This is a genomic window from Citrobacter sp. MGH106, assembly GCF_001037495.1.
In the GTDB taxonomy this organism is placed as follows: domain Bacteria; phylum Pseudomonadota; class Gammaproteobacteria; order Enterobacterales; family Enterobacteriaceae; genus Citrobacter; species Citrobacter murliniae.
The window spans coordinates 3708541-3729449 of the sequence record NZ_KQ089822.1; the positions used below are offsets into that span (position 1 = coordinate 3708541).

Here is a 20909-nt window from a genome sequence, read left to right on the forward strand (position 1 = left end):
TAGGCCGGATAAGGCGCCAGCCGCCATCCGACAAAGCAATCACTTGAACCCTTTTTGATCCTTAATCAACTCGTAAGCTTTTTGGATTTCCTGCGCTTTCTGTTTCGCCATTTCCATCATCTCCGGCGGCAACCCTTTCGCAACCAGTTTATCAGGATGGTGCTCACTCATCAGTTTGCGATAGGCTCGCTTAATGGTCGTCGCATCATCGGTTGCTTTAACGCCAAGCACGTTACAGGCATCTTCCAGCGTAGGTCCTCGTTGCGCCTGCTGCCAGCCGCCACCAGACTGCTGCTGATATCCTCCACCAAACTGCGCGCCCCCCTGCATCATGCGCAGGAACTGATCAAATTGCGTACGCGAGATCCCCAGTTCTTCTGCAATTACGTACAGCACTTCGCGTTCGTTAGGATGCAATGACCCATCGGCAAACGCGGCCTGGATCTGAATCTCCAGAAACATGCGGATCAGATCGAAACGGCCAAAACAGACGCTACGAAACTGGCGCATCTTTTCACGTAATGGGTAATTATCTGATTTTCCCACCCGGAAGGCATGCTGAGCGGCGGTACGTGAGTCACCGTGCAAATTCATCCGATCCATCAGTTGGCTGGCAATATGGATATCTGCTTCCGTGACGCGTCCTTTGGATTTGGTCAGATGTCCCATCACCTCAAAAGTGGTGGCAAAAAACAGTGCCTGACGTTCACGTTGATTCGCAAACCATGCCATTTTGCGCATGCGAGCTTTGTCGAACATATGGCCAACTAACAGGCCCAAAACCACGCCCCAGAAGCCGCCGCCCATCATTAAGGCCACGGCTACACCAATAATCTTTCCCCAATACTGCATAGACTCCCCAAATCTTTATGCTGTCAGCCAGGCTATGTCCCACAATATAAGGTGCTTTTACCGTTTTACGGCTGCGGTCAATTGTGGGACATCGCCTATAATTTGCATTATCATACCTGTCATTCAATGCCGTGCCTAACACCACGGATGCCTAAATGGGCAGGATTAATACTAGCGCAGTGAAGATGAGATAAGTTAGGCTGTGACCGTTTGTCACGCGCGACGCTACTGATGATGGAACAATAAATACAACGTATGAAAAAACGTATTCCCACTCTTCTGGCCACCATGATTGCCAGCGCCCTCTATAGTCAGCAGGGTCTGGCAGCCGATCTCGCCTCACAGTGCATGTTGGGCGTGCCAAGCTATAACCGTCCTCTGGTGCAGGGCGAGACAAACGAGTTACCCGTTACCATCAATGCCGATCACGCGAAAGGGAATTACCCGGATGACGCCGTGTTTACCGGCAACGTGGATATCGCCCAGGGTAATAGCCGCCTGCAGGCCGATGAAGTACAGCTTCATCAGAAACAGGCCGAGGGTCTGCCGGAGCCGGTTCGCACCGTCGATGCTCTGGGTAACGTCCACTATGATGACAACCAGGTCATTCTGAAGGGACCGAAGGGTTGGTCTAACCTGAATACAAAAGATACCAACATCTGGGAAGGTGACTATCAGATGGTTGGCCGTCAGGGGCGCGGGAAAGCGGACCTGATGAAACAGCGTGGTGAAAACCGCTATACCATTCTGGAGAACGGTAGCTTTACCTCCTGTTTGCCGGGATCTAATACCTGGAGCGTTGTCGGTAGCGAAGTGATCCACGACCGCGAAGAACAGGTGGCAGAAATCTGGAACGCTCGCTTCAAGCTGGGCCCGGTTCCGGTCTTTTACAGCCCTTATTTACAGCTTCCCGTTGGAGATAAGCGACGTTCTGGCTTCCTGATCCCGAACGCAAAATACTCCACCAATAACTATTTTGAGTTCTACCTTCCGTATTACTGGAATATCGCGCCCAATATGGACGCCACCATCACGCCGCATTATATGCACCGTCGTGGCGGTATTATGTGGGAGAACGAATTCCGTTACCTCACTCAGGCGGGTGCGGGCCTGATGGAATTTGACTATCTGAATTCCGACAAAGTTTACGATGATGAACATCCGAAGGATGACAATTCGCGCCGCTGGCTGTTCTACTGGCAACATGCTGGGGTAATGGACCAGGTGTGGCGTTTCAACGTCGACTATACCAAAGTCAGCGATACCAGCTACTTTAATGATTTCGATAATAAATACGGCTCCAGTACCGACGGCTATGCCACGCAAAAATTCAGCGTTGGCTACGCGGTACAGAACTTTGATGCCACGATATCGACCAAGCAGTTCCAGGTCTTCGACGCCCAAAACAGCAACAGTTACTCTGCGCAACCGCAGTTAGACGTCAACTACTATCAGAATGATGTGGGTCCGTTCGATACCCGCATTTATGGTCAGGCGGTGCATTTCGTCAATACCAATGACAATATGCCGGAAGCCACACGAGTTCACCTTGAGCCAACTATCAATCTGCCGTTATCCAATCAGTGGGGAAGCATCAACACTGAAGCGAAGCTATTGGCAACGCATTATCAGCAAACGAATCTGGATACGTACAATAATAATCCGGGCAACGTAAACAAGCTGGACGAATCGGCCAACCGCGTGATGCCGCAGTTTAAAGTTGACGGCAAAATGGTATTTGAGCGTGACATGGCAATGCTGGCACCGGGTTATACCCAGACGCTGGAGCCGCGCGCGCAGTACCTGTACGTACCGTATCGTGACCAAAGTCATATCTATAACTATGACTCCTCACTGCTGCAATCTGACTATAGCGGCCTGTTCCGTGACCGCACTTATGGCGGTCTGGACCGTATTGCTTCCGCCAACCAGGTCACTACCGGTGTCACATCTCGCGTATATGATGACGCGGCCGTTGAACGTTTTAATATTTCCGTGGGTCAAATCTACTATTTCACGGAGTCTCGCACCGGCGATGACAACATTAAATGGGAGAATGACGACAAAACCGGCTCACTGGTATGGGCAGGCGATACCTACTGGCGTATCTCCGATCGCTGGGGTTTACGCAGCGGTATCCAGTACGACACCCGTCTGGACAGCGTCGCCACCAGTAGCAGCAGCATCGAATATCGTCGTGACGAAAACCGCATGCTGCAGTTGAATTACCGTTATGCCAGCTCTGAGTATATTCAGGCTACGCTGCCATCGTACTACTCTACAGCGGAGCAGTATAAAAACGGGATTTCGCAGGTGGGCGCAGTGGCAAGCTTCCCGATTGCCGACCGTTGGTCGATTGTCGGTGCTTACTACTTTGATACCAATGTGAACAAAGAAGCGGACTCAATGCTGGGCTTGCAGTACAACTCCTGCTGCTACGCCATCCGCTTCGGCTACGAACGTAAGCTGAACGGTTGGGATAACACCCAACAACACGCAGTTTATGACAATACGATCGGCTTTAATATCGAACTGCGCGGTCTGAGCTCTAACTATGGCCTTGGCACCAATCAAATGTTGCGTTCGAACATATTGCCGTACCAAAGCGCTTTATGATCTGACTGATTTATACCCAATGGATTTCGAGCTGCATTGAGGCGGCAACTGAGAGAATCCCCAAGAGCTTACATCAGTAAGTGACTGGGGTGAGTGAAGGCGGCCAACAAAAATGCGGCTTGAAAGACGAAGGGTATACTACGTAATCCGCATTGCGGTTAATTAATAATGGAAAAAGTATGAAGAACTGGAAAACGCTGCTTCTCGGTATCGCCATGATCGCGAATACCAGTTTCGCTGCCCCACAGGTAGTCGATAAAGTCGCAGCCGTCGTCAATAACGGCGTCGTTCTGGAAAGCGACGTCGATGGCTTAATGCAGTCCGTAAAACTCAATGCAGGTCAGGCTGGCCAGCAGCTTCCGGACGATGCAACGCTTCGTCATCAGATCCTGGAACGTTTGATCATGGATCAAATTATTCTGCAGATGGGTCAGAAGATGGGGGTGAAAATCTCTGATGAGCAGTTGGATCAGGCTATCGCTAACATCGCCAAACAGAACAACATGACGCTGGACCAAATGCGCAGCCGTCTGGCTCAGGATGGCTTAAGCTATTCGACCTATCGCAGCCAGATCCGTAAAGAGATGACTATCTCTGAGGTGCGCAACAATGAAGTACGCCGCCGTGTCACGATCCTGCCGCAGGAAGTTGATGCCCTGGCGCAGCAGGTTGGCAACCAAAATGATGCCAGCACTGAACTCAATCTGAGCCACATTCTTATTCCTTTACCGGAAAACCCAACCTCAGATCAGGTTAACGAAGCTGAAAGCCAGGCGCGCTCTGTTGTTGACGAAGCGCGTAACGGTAGTGATTTCGGCAAGCTGGCCATCACTTATTCTGCCGATCAGCAGGCGCTGAAAGGCGGTCAGATGGGCTGGGGTCGTATTCAGGAACTGCCAGGCATCTTTGCTCAGGCGTTAAGCACCGCGAAAAAAGGCGACATTATCGGCCCGATTCGTTCTGGTGTCGGCTTCCACATTCTGAAAGTTAATGATATGCGTGGCCAGAGTCAGAGCATCTCCGTGACTGAAGTTCACGCCCGCCATATTCTGCTGAAGCCATCGCCGATCATGACCGATCAGCAGGCACGTCTGAAGCTGGAACAAATCGCAGCGGATATTAAGAGCGGTAAAACGACCTTTGCAGCAGCAGCAAAAGAGTTCTCTCAGGATCCTGGATCGGCAAACCAGGGCGGCGATCTGGGTTGGGCTGCAGCAGACATTTTCGATCCAGCCTTCCGCGATGCGCTGACCCGACTGAACAAAGGCCAGATGAGTGCACCGGTGCATTCCTCTTTTGGCTGGCACCTGATCGAACTGCTGGACACGCGTAACGTTGATAAAACTGACGCGGCGCAGAAAGACCGTGCTTATCGCATGCTGATGAACCGTAAATTCTCGGAAGAAGCAGCGACCTGGATGCAGGAACAGCGCGCCAGCGCGTACGTTAAAATTCTGAGCAACTAATGACCCGTACTCAACGCGTTATTATCACTCCCGGCGAACCCGCCGGGATTGGTCCGGATCTGGTCGTTCAGCTTGCGCAGCGTGAATGGCCGGTAGAGCTCGTCGTCTGTGCAGATGCCGCGCTCCTTTCTAACCGGGCAGCGATGCTCGGTTTACCACTCTCGCTCCTCCCCTACAATCAAGATATACCAGCCAGACCACAATCTGCGGGCACATTGACGTTGCTCCCGATTGCGCTACGCGCACCTGCCGTACCGGGTCAGTTGGTAGTGGAAAATGGGCAGTATGTGGTGGATACGCTGGCTCGTGCGTGCGACGGTTGCCTGCAAGGTGAATTTTCAGCTCTGATCACAGGCCCCGTACACAAGGGCGTGATTAATGATGCTGGCGTGCCGTTCACCGGTCATACCGAATTTTTTGAAGAGCGCTCACAGGCGAAAAAAGTGGTGATGATGCTGGCAACTGAGGAGCTGCGCGTTGCTCTGGCGACCACGCATCTGCCGCTCAGGGACGTTGCCGATGCCATTACGCCTGCGTTACTACGGGAAGTGATCGGTATTCTGCATCATGATTTACGCACGAAGTTTGGTATCCCTGATCCACATATTCTGGTATGTGGACTTAATCCACATGCGGGTGAAGGCGGTCATATGGGTACGGAAGAGATAGATACAATCATTCCGGTTCTCGATGAAATGCGCGCACAGGGGATGAAGTTAAACGGTCCACTGCCCGCAGACACCCTGTTTCAGCCCAAATATCTCAATAGCGCGGATGCCGTGCTGGCAATGTACCACGATCAAGGCCTCCCCGTGCTAAAATACCAGGGATTTGGTCGCGGTGTGAATATCACACTGGGCCTGCCATTTATTCGCACATCCGTTGATCACGGCACCGCACTTGAACTTGCGGGTCGTGGGCAAGCCGATGTCGGCAGTTTTATTACGGCGCTTAATCTCGCCATCAAAATGATTGTTAATACCAATGAATAATCGAGTCCATCAGGGCCATTTAGCCCGTAAACGTTTCGGGCAAAACTTCCTCAACGATCAGTTTGTGATCGAAAGTATTGTCTCTGCTATCAACCCACAAAAGGGTCAGGCCATGGTCGAAATCGGCCCGGGCCTTGCTGCACTGACCGAGCCGGTAGGTGAACGTCTGGACAAGCTAACCGTCATTGAACTGGACCGCGATCTGGCAGCCCGTCTGCAAACGCACCCGTTTTTAGGGCCGAAGCTGACCATCTATCAGCAAGACGCCATGACCATGAACTTCGGTGAACTGTCGCAGACAATGGGTCAGCCGCTGCGCGTGTTTGGCAACCTGCCTTACAACATCTCCACGCCGCTAATGTTCCATCTTTTTACCTATACTGATGCCATTGCCGACATGCATTTCATGTTACAAAAAGAGGTGGTCAATCGTCTGGTTGCAGGGCCAAACAGTAAAGCGTATGGTCGATTAAGCGTCATGGCACAATATTACTGCCAGGTTATCCCGGTACTCGAAGTGCCGCCATCGGCCTTCACACCGGCACCTAAAGTAGATTCCGCGGTAGTGCGTCTGGTTCCTCACGCCACGATGCCATACCCGGTTAAAGATGTTCGCGTCCTGAGCCGTATTACGACCGAAGCGTTTAATCAGCGCCGCAAAACGGTACGTAACAGCCTCGGTAATCTGTTCAGCGTTGAAGTATTGACAGAGCTGGGGGTTGATCCGGCGATGCGAGCAGAAAATATCTCTGTCGCGCAATACTGCCGGATGGCTAACTATCTGTCAGAAAACGCGCCATCGAAGGAGAGTTAAGCATGATCAATTCGCCCCGAGTGTGTATTCAGGTACAAAGCGTCTATATTGAGGCTCAATCCTCACCTGATGATGAACGTTACGTTTTTGCCTATACCGTGACCATCCGCAATTTGGGGCGAGCACCAGTGCAGCTGTTGGGGCGTTATTGGTTGATTACCAATGGTCATGGCCGCGAAACCGAAGTTCAGGGCGAAGGTGTGGTTGGCGTTCAGCCCCACATTGAACCTGGTGAAGAATACCAGTACACCAGCGGCGCGGTTATTGAAACGCCGCTGGGCACCATGCAGGGTCATTACGAAATGATTGATGAGCAGGGCGTCGCCTTTACCATCGATATTCCCGTATTCCGACTCGCCGTTCCAACACTCATTCACTAAAACAATAGCTATGGCGACATACCTCATTGGCGACGTTCACGGTTGTTACGACGAACTGATCGCATTGCTGCATCAAGTAGACTTTGCCCCTGGGAAAGATACCTTATGGCTTACCGGCGATTTGGTCGCCCGTGGTCCTGGCTCGCTGGACGTGCTGCGCTATGTCAAATCACTTGGCGACAGCGTACGGTTGGTATTAGGTAATCATGATTTACATCTGCTGGCCGTATTTGCAGGTATTAGTCGCAATAAACCTAAAGACAGACTCACGTCGTTACTCGAAGCACCGGATGCCGACGCGCTGCTTAACTGGTTACGTCGCCAACCGCTGTTGCAGGTTGATGAAGAGAAGAAGCTGGTGATGGCGCATGCAGGTATTACGCCACAGTGGGATCTGCAGACCGCAAAGGAGTGTGCCCGTGATGTCGAAGCGGTACTGTCGAGCGACTCCTATCCATTCTTCCTTGATGCCATGTATGGCGACATGCCGAATAACTGGACGCAGGAGCTGACGGGGCTGGCACGATTACGTTTTATTACCAACGCCTTTACCCGTATGCGTTACTGTTTCCCCAACGGTCAACTGGATATGTACAGCAAAGAGTCGCCGGAAGATGCCCCAGCTCCGCTGAAGCCCTGGTTTGCCATCCCCGGCCCGGTCAGTGAAGCGTATAGCATTGCATTCGGGCACTGGGCATCGCTGGAGGGCAAAGGCACTCCGGAAGGTATTTACGCGCTGGATACTGGTTGCTGCTGGGGGGGAGATCTCACCTGTCTGCGCTGGGAAGACAAACAATACTTTGTACAGCCGTCAAATCGCCATGTAGATCTGGATCCGGGCGAAGTTGTAAACGGCTGATGAGCATTCTGTAGGCCGGATAAGGCATTTACGCCGCTATCCGGCATTCACGCCATCTATTGCCTGATGGCGCTTCGCTTATCAGGCCTACATAGTGTATTAACGACGTTCCAGAATCTCGAAGCAATAGCTGTGAGAGTTTTGCGCGTCGGCATCATGGAATTCGCTGAAAACAGATTCCCAGTCATCCGGCTCGTAGTCCGGGAAATGCGTATCCCCTTCTACTTCAGCGTCAATATGCGTCAGATACAATTTCTGCGCTTTCGGCAGAAACTGCTCATACACACGCCCACCGCCAATCACCATAATTTCAGGTTCATCGCCACAGGCAGCAATTGCCTCATCGACAGACTTCACCCACTGCACGCGATCGTCGGTGCCTGGCTGGCTACTAATGACGATATTTTTACGCCCTGGCAACGGTCGCCCGATGGATTCCCAGGTATGGCGTCCCATGACAACTGGCTTGTTTAAGGTATTACGTTTAAACCAGGCGAGATCGGCAGGTAGGTTCCACGGCATGGCGTTTTCCATACCGATGACGCGATCTACCGCTAACGCCGCAATCAGACTGATCATTGAATATTTCCCGGATACAAAAAAATTGTCGCCACTATACGGAAAGCGCAATCTTTCGTCGACTGGCGGAAAGAGGATGAGCAGGAAAATTTTTCGTTCTGCTGGCGAACCGACCTATTTAAGGTGGTACGCCAGCATTACAGTAGTTCAAAAACAGTCAGTTAGCAGTAAAGTTTGCAGAACATCACATTTTGTACCTTATGCTGACGGTTTCACTTCCGGCTCATCGGCGACGTCGCCCGTATGTTTACCTTCATCCGTGCCTTGCCAGCCATGGCGTTGAATTAAAGATAGATGCTGACGATCCTCAGCAATAATTTCACTCAGCATTGCACTGGTGCGTTTATAGACAGCCGCACGGGAAACCGCATCGTTTTCCCCCTTCACCATCTCTTCAACCATCAACGTATTGAAGCGACGAAACACATCGGCCCGTTCACGGGCTTCATAACGCCCAAGCCCAAGACCTTCCAGTGCCAGGCGCCCGGTTTTCAGTGCACCTTCAAAAGTTTCACGTTCAGGCATCTCTACTCCCGCCTGACGCAAGCGGATGTAATGATCAACATCGCGCGCACGAGCAATAATTTGCAGATGAGGGAAATGGGTTTTCACCATTTCGGTCAACTGCAGGCTGGTTTCGGGATCGTCGATAGCATTAATAATTACCTCAGCTTTAGCTGCGCCAGCTGACTCCAGCAGATCCATACGGGTCGCATCGCCATAAAAAACCTTCATACCAAATTTGCGCAGCGTTTCAATGTGGTCCGGATCGTGATCGAGCACGACCATCTTCACTCCACTCGACAGCAGCAAACGACCGGTTATCTGACCGAATCGCCCAAATCCGGCGATAATCACCCGGGGTTGTTCCTCGTCAATTTCATCCGCCTCACGTTCTTCATCGGTAGCCGATTTCTCAAGCCGCGTCAGGACAACCAGTAAAATCGGCGTGGCCGCCATTGAGAGTGCTACCACCAGCGTCAACGCTTTCGCCCAGTCGGGATCGAGCACATTTGCCATTTGCGCTGCGCCAAACACCACGAAGGCAAACTCACTCCCCTGTCCTAATAATACGGCAAACCAGCGACGCTGCTTATTCGGCACCCGCAGCGGTTTCGCAATAATCCACAACATAATGGTTTTAATCGCCAGGAACCCCACCAGCAGAGTGACAATACGCAGTGGATTATCAATCAGCGTCCCAAAGTCGATAGACATGCCGACGCCGATGAAAAAGAGTCCCAACAGCAGCCCTTTAAACGGCTCGATATCGCTTTCCAGCGCGTGGCGGTACTCAGAACTCGCCAGTAATACGCCCGCCAGAAACGCCCCCATTGCCATCGACAGTCCGACCTCTTCTAGCAGTAAGCCGAAGCCAAATACGAGAAACAGTGCGACGGCACTAAAGACTTCCCGCAGGCCAGAACGCGCCACAAAACGTAATGCCGGACGGGTGACATAGCGCCCCAACAGAACCACCAGGACCAGCGCACCAGCCACTTTCAGCGCAGACAGAGCGAAAGCTCCCAGCGTCGTCGACGCACCACTCGCAGCCAGTAGTGGAATCATCGCTACCAGCGGGATAGCGGCAATATCCTGGAACAACAGCACGGCAAATGCACTGCGCCCCATTTGTGAAACCATCAGGTTGCGTTCATTCATTGCCTGCATGGCGATGGCCGTGGAGGAGAGCGCCAGCGTCATACCAATCAGTTCCGCCACCTGCCAGCGCAGGCCGAGGAACATACAGAACACGCCGATCAATCCACCACAGACCACCATTTGCAGTGCGCCGCCGCCGAAAACCGATGCACGCAGTTTCCACAGACGCTGCGGATCCAGCTCCAGACCGATAACAAACAGCATCAGAACTACGCCGATTTCAGCAAAATGCAGTATAGACTCTGCGTCTGTGACCAGTCGTAGCCCCCACGGACCAATGATACATCCGGCAATGAGATAGCCCAGCACAGAGCCTAAACCCAGTCGGACGGCAATCGGTACAATCAACGCCGCCGAGCCGAGATAAATCAGCGCCTGTATTAGTGTATGGCTATCCATGGTGTGCCTCCTGCCATTCCAGCAAACGTTGTTTGTAATGACGGGCCTGCGCCTGTAGCGTTTCGTCATCACAGATAAACGTGCAGTGCATAGCAAACGGTGGGAGCCACTTGAGACCACAATATATCGCTGTCGCCTGCAAAGGCTGAGAGAGCACGTCAAACCCCGGATGGGAACCGATCTCAAAGTGGTTTTCCCCACCACCAGTCGTCACCGCCCACAGCAGATGTTTACCATGCAGCGCGGTCCCCCCATGACCATATGCCCAACCGTGGGAGAGAACTTTATCCATCCACAGTTTGAGTAAAGGGGGTGTGCTGTACCATTGCATAGGATGCTGCCAGATAATAAGGCTCGCGCGAGCCAGTGCATCCTGTTCAGCAGCGATATCGATATTGAAGTCGGGATAGAGTTGGTAGAGCGAGCGAATTTCAACGCCTTCCAGCGTCCTTGCCTGTTCAAGCATCCGCTTATTCGCATGCGAGTGCTGCGGATAGGGATGTGCGTAAATGATGAGAATCATGATTAGCCTGCTATCACTGCATTATTGTAATAACAGTGAGTTTAGTCACTTAATCAGCAGGCTAAAAGTCAATATTATTGAGTAGCTGAATGGAGAAAACTGAACTAGTTGTCAAGTTCGCTCATGTCTTTAACCTGGTCACGGTTGATTTGTTCCGTTTTGCCAGTTTCCGCGTTTTTATACGATACCAGGCCGGTATCATCATCTACCTGCGGTTTGCCATCGGTGACGATCGTTTTACCATCAGTGGTTTTGACCGCTTGGTTAGAGGAACAACCGGCGACGGTAAACAGAGCAGCTGCGGTAAAAATAGAGGTGATCAGAATATGTTTTTGCATGGTGTTCTCCCTGCTTTTCAGTCATTTTCAGTGATATACCCGTTAACTGTAGGCTAACTGACTGAGTAACAGGGAAAATACAGAACACTCCTAATAACTGGCCCGGGATACGGACTTGGTGCGAATCGTCATTTGACTCGTCTGAGCGAGCGTCAACCCTCGCGTTTCCGGTGCAAAAGCAATGGAAATAAGTAGTCCTATTAGCGAAATCCCTGCTCCCATTAACATCACAGAATTGATCCCATATTTAGTGATAAACACAGGGAGCGCCCAGGTTGAAATAATGGTCCCGATGCGACTCAATGACATAATCACGCCGACGGCTGACGCACGGATATCGGTAGGGAACAGTTCATTGGGATATAGCCACTGGAGATTCCCTGGCCCACCCGAGAAAAACGCATACACGGCAAATGCCAGTACCACCAGCCATGCCCCCATATCCGGGACCAGCCCCAGCACAGCCAGCGCCAGTGTCATCATCACGAAGCTGCCAATCAATAGCGGTCGACGACCTGCACTGTTCAGCCAGAACATCGGCGGAATACATCCCAGCATAAAGCATAAGCTGATCACCACATTCCCCAGCGCGGCGCTTTTCCCGACACCGAGGCCCAGCAGCCCGACAATCTGTGGACCAAAGGTGTAAATGGCAAACATCGGGATCACCTGGCAGGTCCAGATTGCGGCAACAAACAAGACAAACGGGAAGTGGCGACGGTTAAACAACTGGAGAAAACGAGTTTCCTGCGGCGCTTCTTCGTCGAACACCACCGGTTCGCCGAACAACTTTATCATCATCTCCTCACACTCTTTTACCCGGCCTTTACGCAGCAGCCAGCGTGGTGATTCAGGCAGATCAAAGCGACCAATCAGGATCAAAATGCAAGGGATCACCGCGCTGCCCAGCATCCAGCGCCATCCCCCCTCAACATCATACAGCCAGTAGCCGACCAGATCGGCACAGGTGGCGCCGACATACCACATAGCGGCAATAAAACCGATGGAGAAAGCACGCTGGCGGGTATTGGAAAACTCGGTGATCATGGAGGTCGCAATGGGATAATCTGCCCCAATAACAACACCGATCAGCACGCGCATTACCAGCAGCTCAACAGGAGATGTGACGAACATTGTCGCCGCCGATATCACGCCAATGGCGATAATATCGATGATGAACATTTTGCGCCGTCCGACCTTATCGGAGATATAACCAAACAGTGATGTACCAACGAACAGCCCGGCCAGCGTCCCGGCTCCCAGCAGGCCAATCCATTCGGCATCCAGTTTCAATGCTGGTGTGAGCTGCTCCAGCGCAACGCCTATCATCACCAGCACATAACCATCCAGAAACGGCCCACCGCTTCCCCACAGCATTATCCGGCGGTGAATGGAGGTAAATTTGATGTCATCAAAGTTCCTGGGCTGCTGCATAGCGACTTCCTGTTTCAACACGGGCAAAGCGTTATATCCAGGCCGGAGGAGGCATATACGCCGCTATCCGGCACTGGCGTCACGTTATTATTGCCGGATGTCGACACAGAGGCGTCTTATCCGGCCTACGGGTGCACAAACCTGTACTTATTAGCCGTAGCGAAACTCCACGCCAAACGTCCCGCGTGGGTATTCCCATTTTTCCAGCGCCGTATCAAGCCCAAGAATCCGACATGTACCGCATTCCAGACATCCGGCGTAATCAAAACGCACACTGCCATCGTCCTGTTTTTTATACAGTCCTGCCGGACAGGCTTTAATTAACACGTCCAGCACCTGTTGATCGGGCTCAGTTTTCAGAATGATATGCGGGATTTCTTCATCCACATTGAATTTATTGACGCCCAGCTTGACGTCCACGTTGACAGGAGAAGTCATAATACGGTCACTCCTTTAAGGCCATCCTTCAGCAGGTTGATGAAGCCCACTTTCTTCGCATGACGCAGCATTTTTTTACGCATAGGAACAGGGGCCGAACCATCAACGGTGAACAGGTCACGGGCGATACCAACCGCCATCTCTGGATAAGCTGTAAACATGCGTGGATTATCAAGGAATGCAGGCAAGCGCTGGTACATGCGCATGTCGCGCATCGGGCCATCGTCCAGATGCTGGTGATATTCGGTAAGCGCCTGTTTGCTAAAATCATCGCGCTTCATGGCGGAGAGCACCGTCTTAGCAGCCGCCTCTCCTGCCGACACGGCTAGATCCATGCCGCGAATGGTGAAGCCAAGGTTCATGCACATGCCTGCGGCATCACCGGCTATCAACACACCATCGCCAACCAGCTCAGGCTGCATATTCATTCCTGCTTCCGGTACAACGTGGGCGGCATACTCCACCAGCTTGCCACCCGCTATTAGTGGAGCAACAGCCGGGTGCTGTTTGAAATCTTCCAGCATTTGTGGGACCGATTTTTTAGCGTCTTTCAGGTGATGAAGACCGCACACCAGCCCCAGAGAAAGGGTTGTTTCATTTGTATAAAGGAAGCCACCGCCCATCAGACCATCGGTCGGTGAACCGGCAAACAGACAGGCTGCCCCCTGATTCCCTTGCAGATGAAAGCGATCTTCAATTACCGACTTCGGTAATTCAATGAGCTCCTTCACGCCAACGGCAACATGAGCGGCTTCAACGCGCTTTGCCATTCCCAGCTTTTCTGCCAGCAGAGAATTCACCCCATCAGCGAGGATCACAACTTTTGCTTCAAGAATATCGCCATCGGCTTCCACACCCACGACTTTGCCATCACGCTGAACAACGTTATCCACGCGAATACCGGTGATAAGCTGGGCCCCTGCTTCTTCAGCTTGCTCCATCAACCAGGCGTCAAATTTACTGCGCAATACCGAGTAAGAAACCTGCGATGCCGCGGCTTCTTCACCGTTGCAATAATCCATCGTCATCGCCCCTTGTTCGGTCATAAAGGCGAGTTTTTCGTGGGTGATCATGCGTTCAATGGGAGCCTGTTCAGCAAAACCGGGGATGATACGCTCCAGGCTATGCGCGTAGATGCGCCCACCGGTGACATTCTTCGCGCCAGCAGAATTACCACGCTCGATAACCAACACCTGAGCCCCCTCACGGGCAAGCACCAGCGCCGCAACCGAACCGGCCAGCCCTGCACCCACGATGATGGCATCAAAGATATCTTCAGACATAAAAACTCCTGTCAGCGGCAGGGCATATAGCGCCCTGCCGAAATGGTTTAGCGCGCTAATGCAGCCGTTAATGCAGGCAGGATCTTCAGCGCATCGCCAACGATGCCATAATCCGCGTACTGGAAGATCGGGGCATTTTTGTCTTTGTTGATGGCGAAAATAGTCTGGGCACCGTTAGCACCGACCATATGTTGGATCTGTCCTGAAATCCCCACGGCCAGATACAGTTCAGGTTTGAGCATCAGGTTGGAGATACCGACGTAGCGTTCATGCTCCATCCACTTCTCATTTTCCGCTACCGGACGGGAGCACGCCAACTCAGCACCAATGGTCTGGCACAGCGCTTCGGCCAGAGAAATATTCTCCTTGCTGCCAATACCGCGTCCCACGCTGACCACCAGGCGTGCTTTGTCGAGATCAACGCTATTGCTCTTACGAGCCTGCGTTGCGGTACGGGTGACGGCAGTGGTCGGAGCCTGCCACTGTACGGTATGCATCTCGCCACTGCGGGAGGCATCGGGTTGTTGGGCGTCAAATGTCCCACTGCTAAGCGTCATCACGGCAAACGGCGAAGCGATCGTTTCAGCGCCCATAGCCAGTCCACCGTAGACCATATGTTTAACCGCAGCCTTACCGTCCTGCAATGCCACCGCACTGGCATCGTTAGAGACCGCCGCAGACAAACGAAAACCCAGTTTCGCCGCCAGCAGCTTACCGCGACGTGTATTCGGCAACAGCACCGCACCACCTTCACTGTGCTGGCGAATAGTCTCAGCCATCACGCCGGCATAATCTTCCACCATACGATCATCTGGCTTACCGCTGAGCAGCCAGACATGATCCGCACCAAGCTGGAACGCCGCTGCACTATCAGCTTCGTTGAGCACAAACGTGTTGATTTTTTCACCTAAAGTCTGCGCACCATTCATCAGTTCCGGCAGACGAGAAGGGGTATCGCTGAATACCCAGATACTGGAAAACTTGTTCATAACATCCCCTGATAATTAAATGATTTTGCGAAGACTCTCGACAAACGCAGCAATCTGTTCTTCACCGTCACCTTCAATCACAACGCGCTGACGCTCACGTTGCTTCGGTGCTGCAACCTGTTGTACGGAATACGCCTCCACGGCATTGAGCTCAATGTCCGCTGGCGACCAGACCTGAACCGGTTTTTTCGCTGCGCCGAGGATGGCTTTCATGGAAGGGATTTGTGGCGTGTTGATATCTGTTGAGACCGCAATAACTGCCGGGAGCGGAATGCTCAGGGTTTCAATTTCATCTTCCAGCTCACGTTCAACAATGAGGGTGTTATCAGCCAGAGAGAGGATCTTGCTCACGCCGTTAATCGCTGGAATATTCAGCGCTTCCCCCACCAGCAGACCAACCTGCTGGGCATAAAGATCGGAAGATCCGTCGCCGCAGACGATCAAATCAAAACCGGATTTTTGCGCGGCAGCAGCCAGTGCGGTCGCCGTATGCTGCGGCAGCGCCTGCTCAAACCGATCGTCAATTACGACAATCAGTTCATCAGGCCCGCGCGAGAGCACATCTTTGCGGCCTTTTGCATTTGTCAGCGCTTTACCACCTACGCTCAAGGCGACGACCTGGGCTTCTCCCAGTTGCTGTTTTAACTGACAGGCCGCTTCTATCGCATTCAGATCGTACTGACTGATTTTGCCATCCGCTTTACTGAAATCCAGTGAACCATCAGCATTATTAATCAAAATATCCTGTTCATCAGGCACGCATTTGTAGCAAGTAATTATCTTCATTGCATCTCCAGAAATCATGAAGGAAACGTTATTCATATCGGCAGTGTTAAATACAGATATCACGCTCTTTAATTCGGAAATAAAACCTTAATCACCAATATTGAAAATGTCACACATTGATATTTGCAACTTTCAATAGTGTTACGTGCCTCACCAATATTGAAAAGATGCAAACAAATATGAAAACTTTCAATATTGTTTTCTGGATCACCAATATTGAAAGGCAGTTCGCTAAAAACACCCAAAGAACAGACATAAGCACATGATTTTCAATAAAAATAAAGTAAAAACAAAGCAAAACACACCAGAAATAAAAGTGTGACACAGTTAACAGAATGCCCCGTAATGAATACCCATTATGAGTTACTCACTGAGGCGCCCCAGAGGTTAAATAGTTATCAACAAATTATTAATAATAAATATACAAAACAGCAAAAAAGGGAACGCTAAATAAATTTCGTTTTCAAACTGGAATTCACTTATGAAAAATGAAAAGAAAAAATCGGGAATTGAACCAAAGGTTTTCTTTCCGCCGTTAATAATTGTCGGAATACTTTGTTGGCTAACAGTAAGAGATCTTGATGCCGCTAATGTTGTTATTAATGCGGTGTTCAGTTACGTCACCAATGTCTGGGGTTGGGCATTTGAATGGTATATGGTCGTTATGCTATTCGGCTGGTTCTGGTTGGTCTTTGGTCCCTATGCTAAAAAGAAATTAGGCGACGAAAAACCTGAGTTCAGCACAGCCAGCTGGATTTTTATGATGTTTGCCTCCTGCACCTCAGCCGCCGTGCTGTTCTGGGGTTCGATAGAGATCTATTACTACATCTCCACGCCGCCGTTCGCGCTAACGCCAGGATCGACACCGGCGAAAGAGATTGGTCTGGCCTACAGCTTGTTCCACTGGGGGCCTCTGCCGTGGGCAACCTATAGCTTCCTCTCAGTGGCATTCGCCTACTTCTTCTTTGTACGCAAGATGGATGTTATCCGTCCCAGCTCCACGCTGGTTCCCCTGGTCGGTGAAAAACACGCGAAAGGGTTATTCGGCACTATCGTAGATAACTTCTATCTGGTCGCGCTGATCTTCGCAATGGGCACCAGTCTTGGGCTGGCGACACCGCTGGTTACCGAGTGTATGCAGTGGTTGTTTGGTATTCCGCACACGCTGCAATTAGACGCAATCATCATTACCTGCTGGATCATTTTGAACGCAATTTGCGTGGCTTGTGGCCTGCAAAAAGGGGTCAAAATCGCCAGCGATGTGCGTAGCTACCTGAGTTTTCTGATGTTGGGCTGGGTGTTTATCGTCAGCGGTGCCAGCTTCATCATGAACTACTTCACCGATTCTGTCGGTATGCTGCTGATGTACTTGCCGCGCATGCTGTTCTATACCGATGCCATCGGCAAAGGCGGCTTCCCACAGGGCTGGACCGTCTTCTACTGGGCATGGTGGGTCATTTACGCCATCCAGATGAGTATTTTCCTTGCCCGTATCTCTCGCGGCCGTACCGTGCGTGAACTGTGCTTCGGGATGGTGTTGGGCTTGACCGCCTCTACCTGGATCCTGTGGACCGTGCTTGGCAGTAACACTCTGCTGTTGATGGATAAAAACATCCTCAACATCCCACAACTGATTGAACAGCACGGAGTGGCGCGCGCCATTATCGAAACCTGGGCCGCATTGCCGTTCAGCACAGCCACCATGTGGGGATTCTTTATCCTCTGCTTTATCGCCACCGTCACACTCATCAACGCCTGCTCATATACCCTGGCGATGTCCACCTGCCGTGAAGTTCGCGATGGTGAAGAACCTCCGCTGTTGGTACGTATCGGCTGGTCAGTATTGGTAGGTGTCATCGGTATCGTTCTGTTGGCACTGGGAGGATTGAAGCCCATACAGACTGCGATTATCGCCGGTGGGTGCCCGCTGTTCTTCGTCAACATCATGGTAACGCTGTCCTTTATTAAAGACGCCAAAGTGCACTGGAAAGATAAATAAGTTTAATTAACCCATTACTGAAGAGGCTTGAAGATGGATTTCAATTTGAATGACGAGCAGGAGCTGTTTGTCGCTGGTATTCGTGAACTGATGGCCAGTGAGAACTGGGAAGCTTATTTTGCCGAGTGCGATCGCGATAGCGTCTACCCAGAGCGTTTTGTGAAAGCACTGGCGGATATGGGCATCGACAGCCTTTTGATCCCGGAAGAACACGGCGGTCTGGAAGCGGGATTCGTCACCGTTGCCGCTGTCTGGATGGAACTGGGTCGTCTTGGCGCTCCAACCTACGTGCTGTACCAATTGCCAGGTGGTTTTAACACTTTCCTGCGTGAAGGAACCCAGGAGCAAATTGATAAAATCATGGCGTTCCAGGGCACCGGTAAGCAGATGTGGAACTCCGCGATTACAGAACCGGGAGCAGGATCGGATGTTGGCAGTCTGAAAACCACTTATACACGCAAAAATGGTAAGGTTTATCTTAATGGCAGTAAGTGCTTCATCACCAGTAGCGCCTATACCCCGTACATCGTGGTAATGGCAAGAGATGGAGCATCGCCGGATAAACCTGTTTATACCGAGTGGTTTGTTGACATGAGCAAAGCGGGTATCAAGGTCAACAAGCTGGAGAAGCTCGGCCTGCGTATGGATAGCTGCTGTGAAATCACCTTTGATGACGTAGAGCTGGACGAAAAAGACATGTTCGGTCGGGAAGGTAATGGTTTCAACCGCGTAAAAGAAGAGTTTGACCACGAGCGTTTCCTCGTCGCACTGACTAACTACGGTACAGCAATGTGTGCGTTTGAAGATGCGGCACGCTACGCGAATCAACGTGTGCAGTTTGGCGAAGCTATTGGACGCTTCCAGCTGATTCAGGAGAAGTTTGCGCACATGGCGATCAAACTTAACTCGATGAAAAACATGCTGCTGGAAGCCGCGTGGAAAGCGGATAACGGTACCATCACCTCTGGTGATGCAGCAATGTGCAAATACTTCTGCGCCAATGCCGCATTTGAAGTGGTAGATACCTCCATGCAAGTGCTGGGTGGTGTCGGTATCGCGGGCAACCATCGCATCACACGTTTCTGGCGTGACCTGCGCGTTGACCGCGTGTCCGGGGGCTCTGATGAAATGCAGATCCTGACATTGGGCCGTTCGGTATTGAAACAATACCGTTAAGTCGGCGCATCTGTAGGCCGGAGAGAGAGCTAAGCCCTCATCCGGAAACATGCCCGGTAGCGCTGAGCTTACCGGGCCTACAACTCACTGCCAGGAGCTAATTTATGAACCGTCTACCAATGCCCGCTTTTGGACCACTGTCCGGATTACGCGTGGTCTTCTCAGGGATCGAAATTGCCGGGCCGTTCGCCGGACAAATGTTTGCCGAATGGGGTGCTGAAGTTATCTGGATTGAAAACGTCGCCTGGGCCGATACCATCCGAGTACAACCTAACTATCCGCAGCTATCACGCCGCAACCTGCACGCTCTTTCGCTCAATATTTTCAAAGATGAGGGGCGGGAAGCGTTTCTGAAGTTAATGGAAACCACCGACATTTTCATTGAAGCCAGTAAAGGCCCGGCCTTCGCTCGTCGTGGTATTACCGACGAGGTGCTGTGGCAACATAACCCGAAACTGGTTATTGCCCATCTTTCCGGCTTCGGCCAGTTTGGTACCGATGAGTACACCAATCTCCCCGCTTACAACACCATTGCTCAGGCATTCAGCGGCTATCTGATCCAGAACGGCGACGTTGATCAGCCCATGCCTGCCTTCCCCTACACAGCCGATTACTTCTCAGGTATGACCGCAACCACAGCAGCACTCGCGGCGCTGCACAAAGTGCGTGAGACCGGTAAAGGCGAAAGTATTGATGTTGCCATGTATGAAGTGATGCTGCGTATGGGCCAGTACTTCATGATGGATTATTTCAACGGCGGCGAAATATGTCCGCGAATGACCAAAGGCAAAGACCCCTATTATGCCGGTTGCGGCCTGTATAAATGTGCCGATGGTTACATCGTCATGGAACTGGTTGGTATCACGCAAATCAACGAATGCTTTAAGGATATTGGACTGGCGCACATTCTCGGTACGCCTGAAGTGCCGGAAGGAACGCAGCTTATCCACCGCGTTGAATGTCCATATGGTCCGTTAGTCGAGGAGAAACTGGACGCCTGGCTGGCAACGCACACCATCGCTGAAGTGCAGGCGCGCTTTGCGGAACTGAATATCGCTTGTGCGAAAGTGCTGACCATTCCTGAACTGGAAGATAACCCGCAGTACGTTGCCCGTGAATCGATTACCCAGTGGCAAACGATGGACGGTCGCACCTGTAAAGGACCGAACATCATGCCGAAATTCAAAAACAACCCGGGGAAAATCTGGCGTGGCATGCCATCACACGGCATGGATACCGCCGCCATTCTGAAAAATATCGGTTATAGCGAAGCAGACATTAATGAGCTGGTCGGCAAAGGCCTGGCCAGAGTTGAGGATTAAAC

19 protein-coding genes are annotated in these 20909 nt (G+C 51.6%); 9 read left to right on the forward strand and 10 right to left on the reverse strand.

The genetic code is table 11. From position 1 onward, the window contains the following. Positions 1 to 39: 39 nt before the first annotated feature. Positions 40 to 852, reverse strand: a complete 813-nt coding sequence (gene djlA / locus SK36_RS17320; protein ID WP_045439706.1) for a co-chaperone DjlA — start codon at positions 850 to 852, stop codon at positions 40 to 42. A gap of 255 nt (positions 853 to 1107) precedes the next feature. Here djlA and lptD point away from each other — a divergent pair, with 255 nt between their 5' ends. The 6 genes from lptD (at position 1108) to apaH (ending at position 7979) form a co-directional block, all read left to right on the forward strand. Then, positions 1108 to 3468, forward strand: a complete 2361-nt coding sequence (gene lptD, locus SK36_RS17325; RefSeq protein ID WP_045439703.1) for an LPS assembly protein LptD — start codon at positions 1108 to 1110, stop codon at positions 3466 to 3468. Between the two features lie 179 nt (positions 3469 to 3647). After that, a complete protein-coding gene (surA, locus tag SK36_RS17330; protein ID WP_045439701.1) occupies positions 3648 to 4934 on the forward strand; it encodes a peptidylprolyl isomerase SurA in 1287 nt (428 codons plus the stop codon). Continuing rightward, entirely contained in the window at positions 4934 to 5926 is a 993-nt protein-coding gene (gene pdxA / locus SK36_RS17335) for a 4-hydroxythreonine-4-phosphate dehydrogenase PdxA (protein WP_048222073.1), read from the forward strand. The genes surA and pdxA overlap by 1 nt, the downstream gene beginning before the upstream one ends. Continuing rightward, positions 5919 to 6740: a 16S rRNA (adenine(1518)-N(6)/adenine(1519)-N(6))-dimethyltransferase RsmA gene (rsmA, locus tag SK36_RS17340; protein WP_045439696.1), complete on the forward strand. Its 822-nt coding sequence runs from the start codon at positions 5919 to 5921 to the stop codon at positions 6738 to 6740. Before pdxA ends, rsmA begins: the two co-directional genes overlap by 8 nt. 2 nt (positions 6741 to 6742) lie before the next feature. After that, on the forward strand, positions 6743 to 7120 hold the full coding sequence (gene apaG, locus SK36_RS17345; protein ID WP_045439694.1) for a Co2+/Mg2+ efflux protein ApaG: 378 nt from the start codon (positions 6743 to 6745) through the stop codon (positions 7118 to 7120). A gap of 10 nt (positions 7121 to 7130) precedes the next feature. Beyond that, complete coding sequence (gene apaH / locus SK36_RS17350) at positions 7131 to 7979, forward strand: bis(5'-nucleosyl)-tetraphosphatase (symmetrical) ApaH (protein WP_048222074.1); 849 nt, start codon at positions 7131 to 7133, stop codon at positions 7977 to 7979. A gap of 99 nt (positions 7980 to 8078) precedes the next feature. On the opposite strand, the gene folA is transcribed toward apaH, so the two are convergent. The 9 genes from folA to SK36_RS17395 all read right to left on the reverse strand — a co-directional run bounded on the left by folA (position 8079) and on the right by SK36_RS17395 (position 16410). Beyond that, positions 8079 to 8558 carry a type 3 dihydrofolate reductase gene (gene folA / locus SK36_RS17355; RefSeq protein ID WP_136345316.1) on the reverse strand — a complete coding sequence of 160 codons (480 nt, stop codon included), beginning with the start codon at positions 8556 to 8558 and terminating at the stop codon, positions 8079 to 8081. Positions 8559 to 8756: 198 nt separating this feature from the next. Beyond that, positions 8757 to 10619 carry a glutathione-regulated potassium-efflux system protein KefC gene (gene kefC / locus SK36_RS17360; RefSeq protein ID WP_048222075.1) on the reverse strand — a complete coding sequence of 621 codons (1863 nt, stop codon included), beginning with the start codon at positions 10617 to 10619 and terminating at the stop codon, positions 8757 to 8759. Further along, complete coding sequence (gene kefF / locus SK36_RS17365; RefSeq protein WP_045439684.1) at positions 10612 to 11142, reverse strand: glutathione-regulated potassium-efflux system oxidoreductase KefF; 531 nt, start codon at positions 11140 to 11142, stop codon at positions 10612 to 10614. The genes kefC and kefF overlap by 8 nt, the downstream gene beginning before the upstream one ends. A gap of 104 nt (positions 11143 to 11246) precedes the next feature. Continuing rightward, complete coding sequence (locus SK36_RS17370; protein WP_005124493.1) at positions 11247 to 11480, reverse strand: YgdI/YgdR family lipoprotein; 234 nt, start codon at positions 11478 to 11480, stop codon at positions 11247 to 11249. 90 nt (positions 11481 to 11570) lie between these two features. Then, positions 11571 to 12914 carry an MFS transporter gene (locus SK36_RS17375; RefSeq protein WP_045439678.1) on the reverse strand — a complete coding sequence of 448 codons (1344 nt, stop codon included), beginning with the start codon at positions 12912 to 12914 and terminating at the stop codon, positions 11571 to 11573. Between the two features lie 150 nt (positions 12915 to 13064). Continuing rightward, entirely contained in the window at positions 13065 to 13352 is a 288-nt protein-coding gene (gene fixX / locus SK36_RS17380) for a ferredoxin-like protein FixX (RefSeq protein WP_045439675.1), read from the reverse strand. Beyond that, a complete protein-coding gene (locus tag SK36_RS17385; protein ID WP_045439672.1) occupies positions 13349 to 14635 on the reverse strand; it encodes an FAD-dependent oxidoreductase in 1287 nt (428 codons plus the stop codon). The genes fixX and SK36_RS17385 overlap by 4 nt, the downstream gene beginning before the upstream one ends. Before the next feature lie 47 nt (positions 14636 to 14682). Next, a complete protein-coding gene (locus tag SK36_RS17390) occupies positions 14683 to 15624 on the reverse strand; it encodes an electron transfer flavoprotein subunit alpha/FixB family protein (protein WP_048222076.1) in 942 nt (313 codons plus the stop codon). 15 nt (positions 15625 to 15639) lie between these two features. Beyond that, positions 15640 to 16410, reverse strand: a complete 771-nt coding sequence (locus tag SK36_RS17395) for an electron transfer flavoprotein FixA (RefSeq protein ID WP_045439668.1) — start codon at positions 16408 to 16410, stop codon at positions 15640 to 15642. A gap of 481 nt (positions 16411 to 16891) precedes the next feature. Between SK36_RS17395 and caiT the strand changes: the two genes are divergently transcribed. The 3 genes from caiT (at position 16892) to caiB (ending at position 20907) form a co-directional block, all read left to right on the forward strand. Then, positions 16892 to 18409: an L-carnitine/gamma-butyrobetaine antiporter gene (gene caiT / locus SK36_RS17400; protein ID WP_045439665.1), complete on the forward strand. Its 1518-nt coding sequence runs from the start codon at positions 16892 to 16894 to the stop codon at positions 18407 to 18409. 33 nt (positions 18410 to 18442) lie between these two features. Beyond that, positions 18443 to 19585, forward strand: coding sequence for a crotonobetainyl-CoA dehydrogenase (gene caiA, locus SK36_RS17405; RefSeq protein WP_045439656.1), 1143 nt, complete (start codon positions 18443 to 18445; stop codon positions 19583 to 19585). A 104-nt stretch (positions 19586 to 19689) separates the two neighbouring features. After that, positions 19690 to 20907 carry an L-carnitine CoA-transferase gene (caiB, locus tag SK36_RS17410; RefSeq protein WP_045439653.1) on the forward strand — a complete coding sequence of 406 codons (1218 nt, stop codon included), beginning with the start codon at positions 19690 to 19692 and terminating at the stop codon, positions 20905 to 20907. Positions 20908 to 20909: the final 2 nt, after the last annotated feature.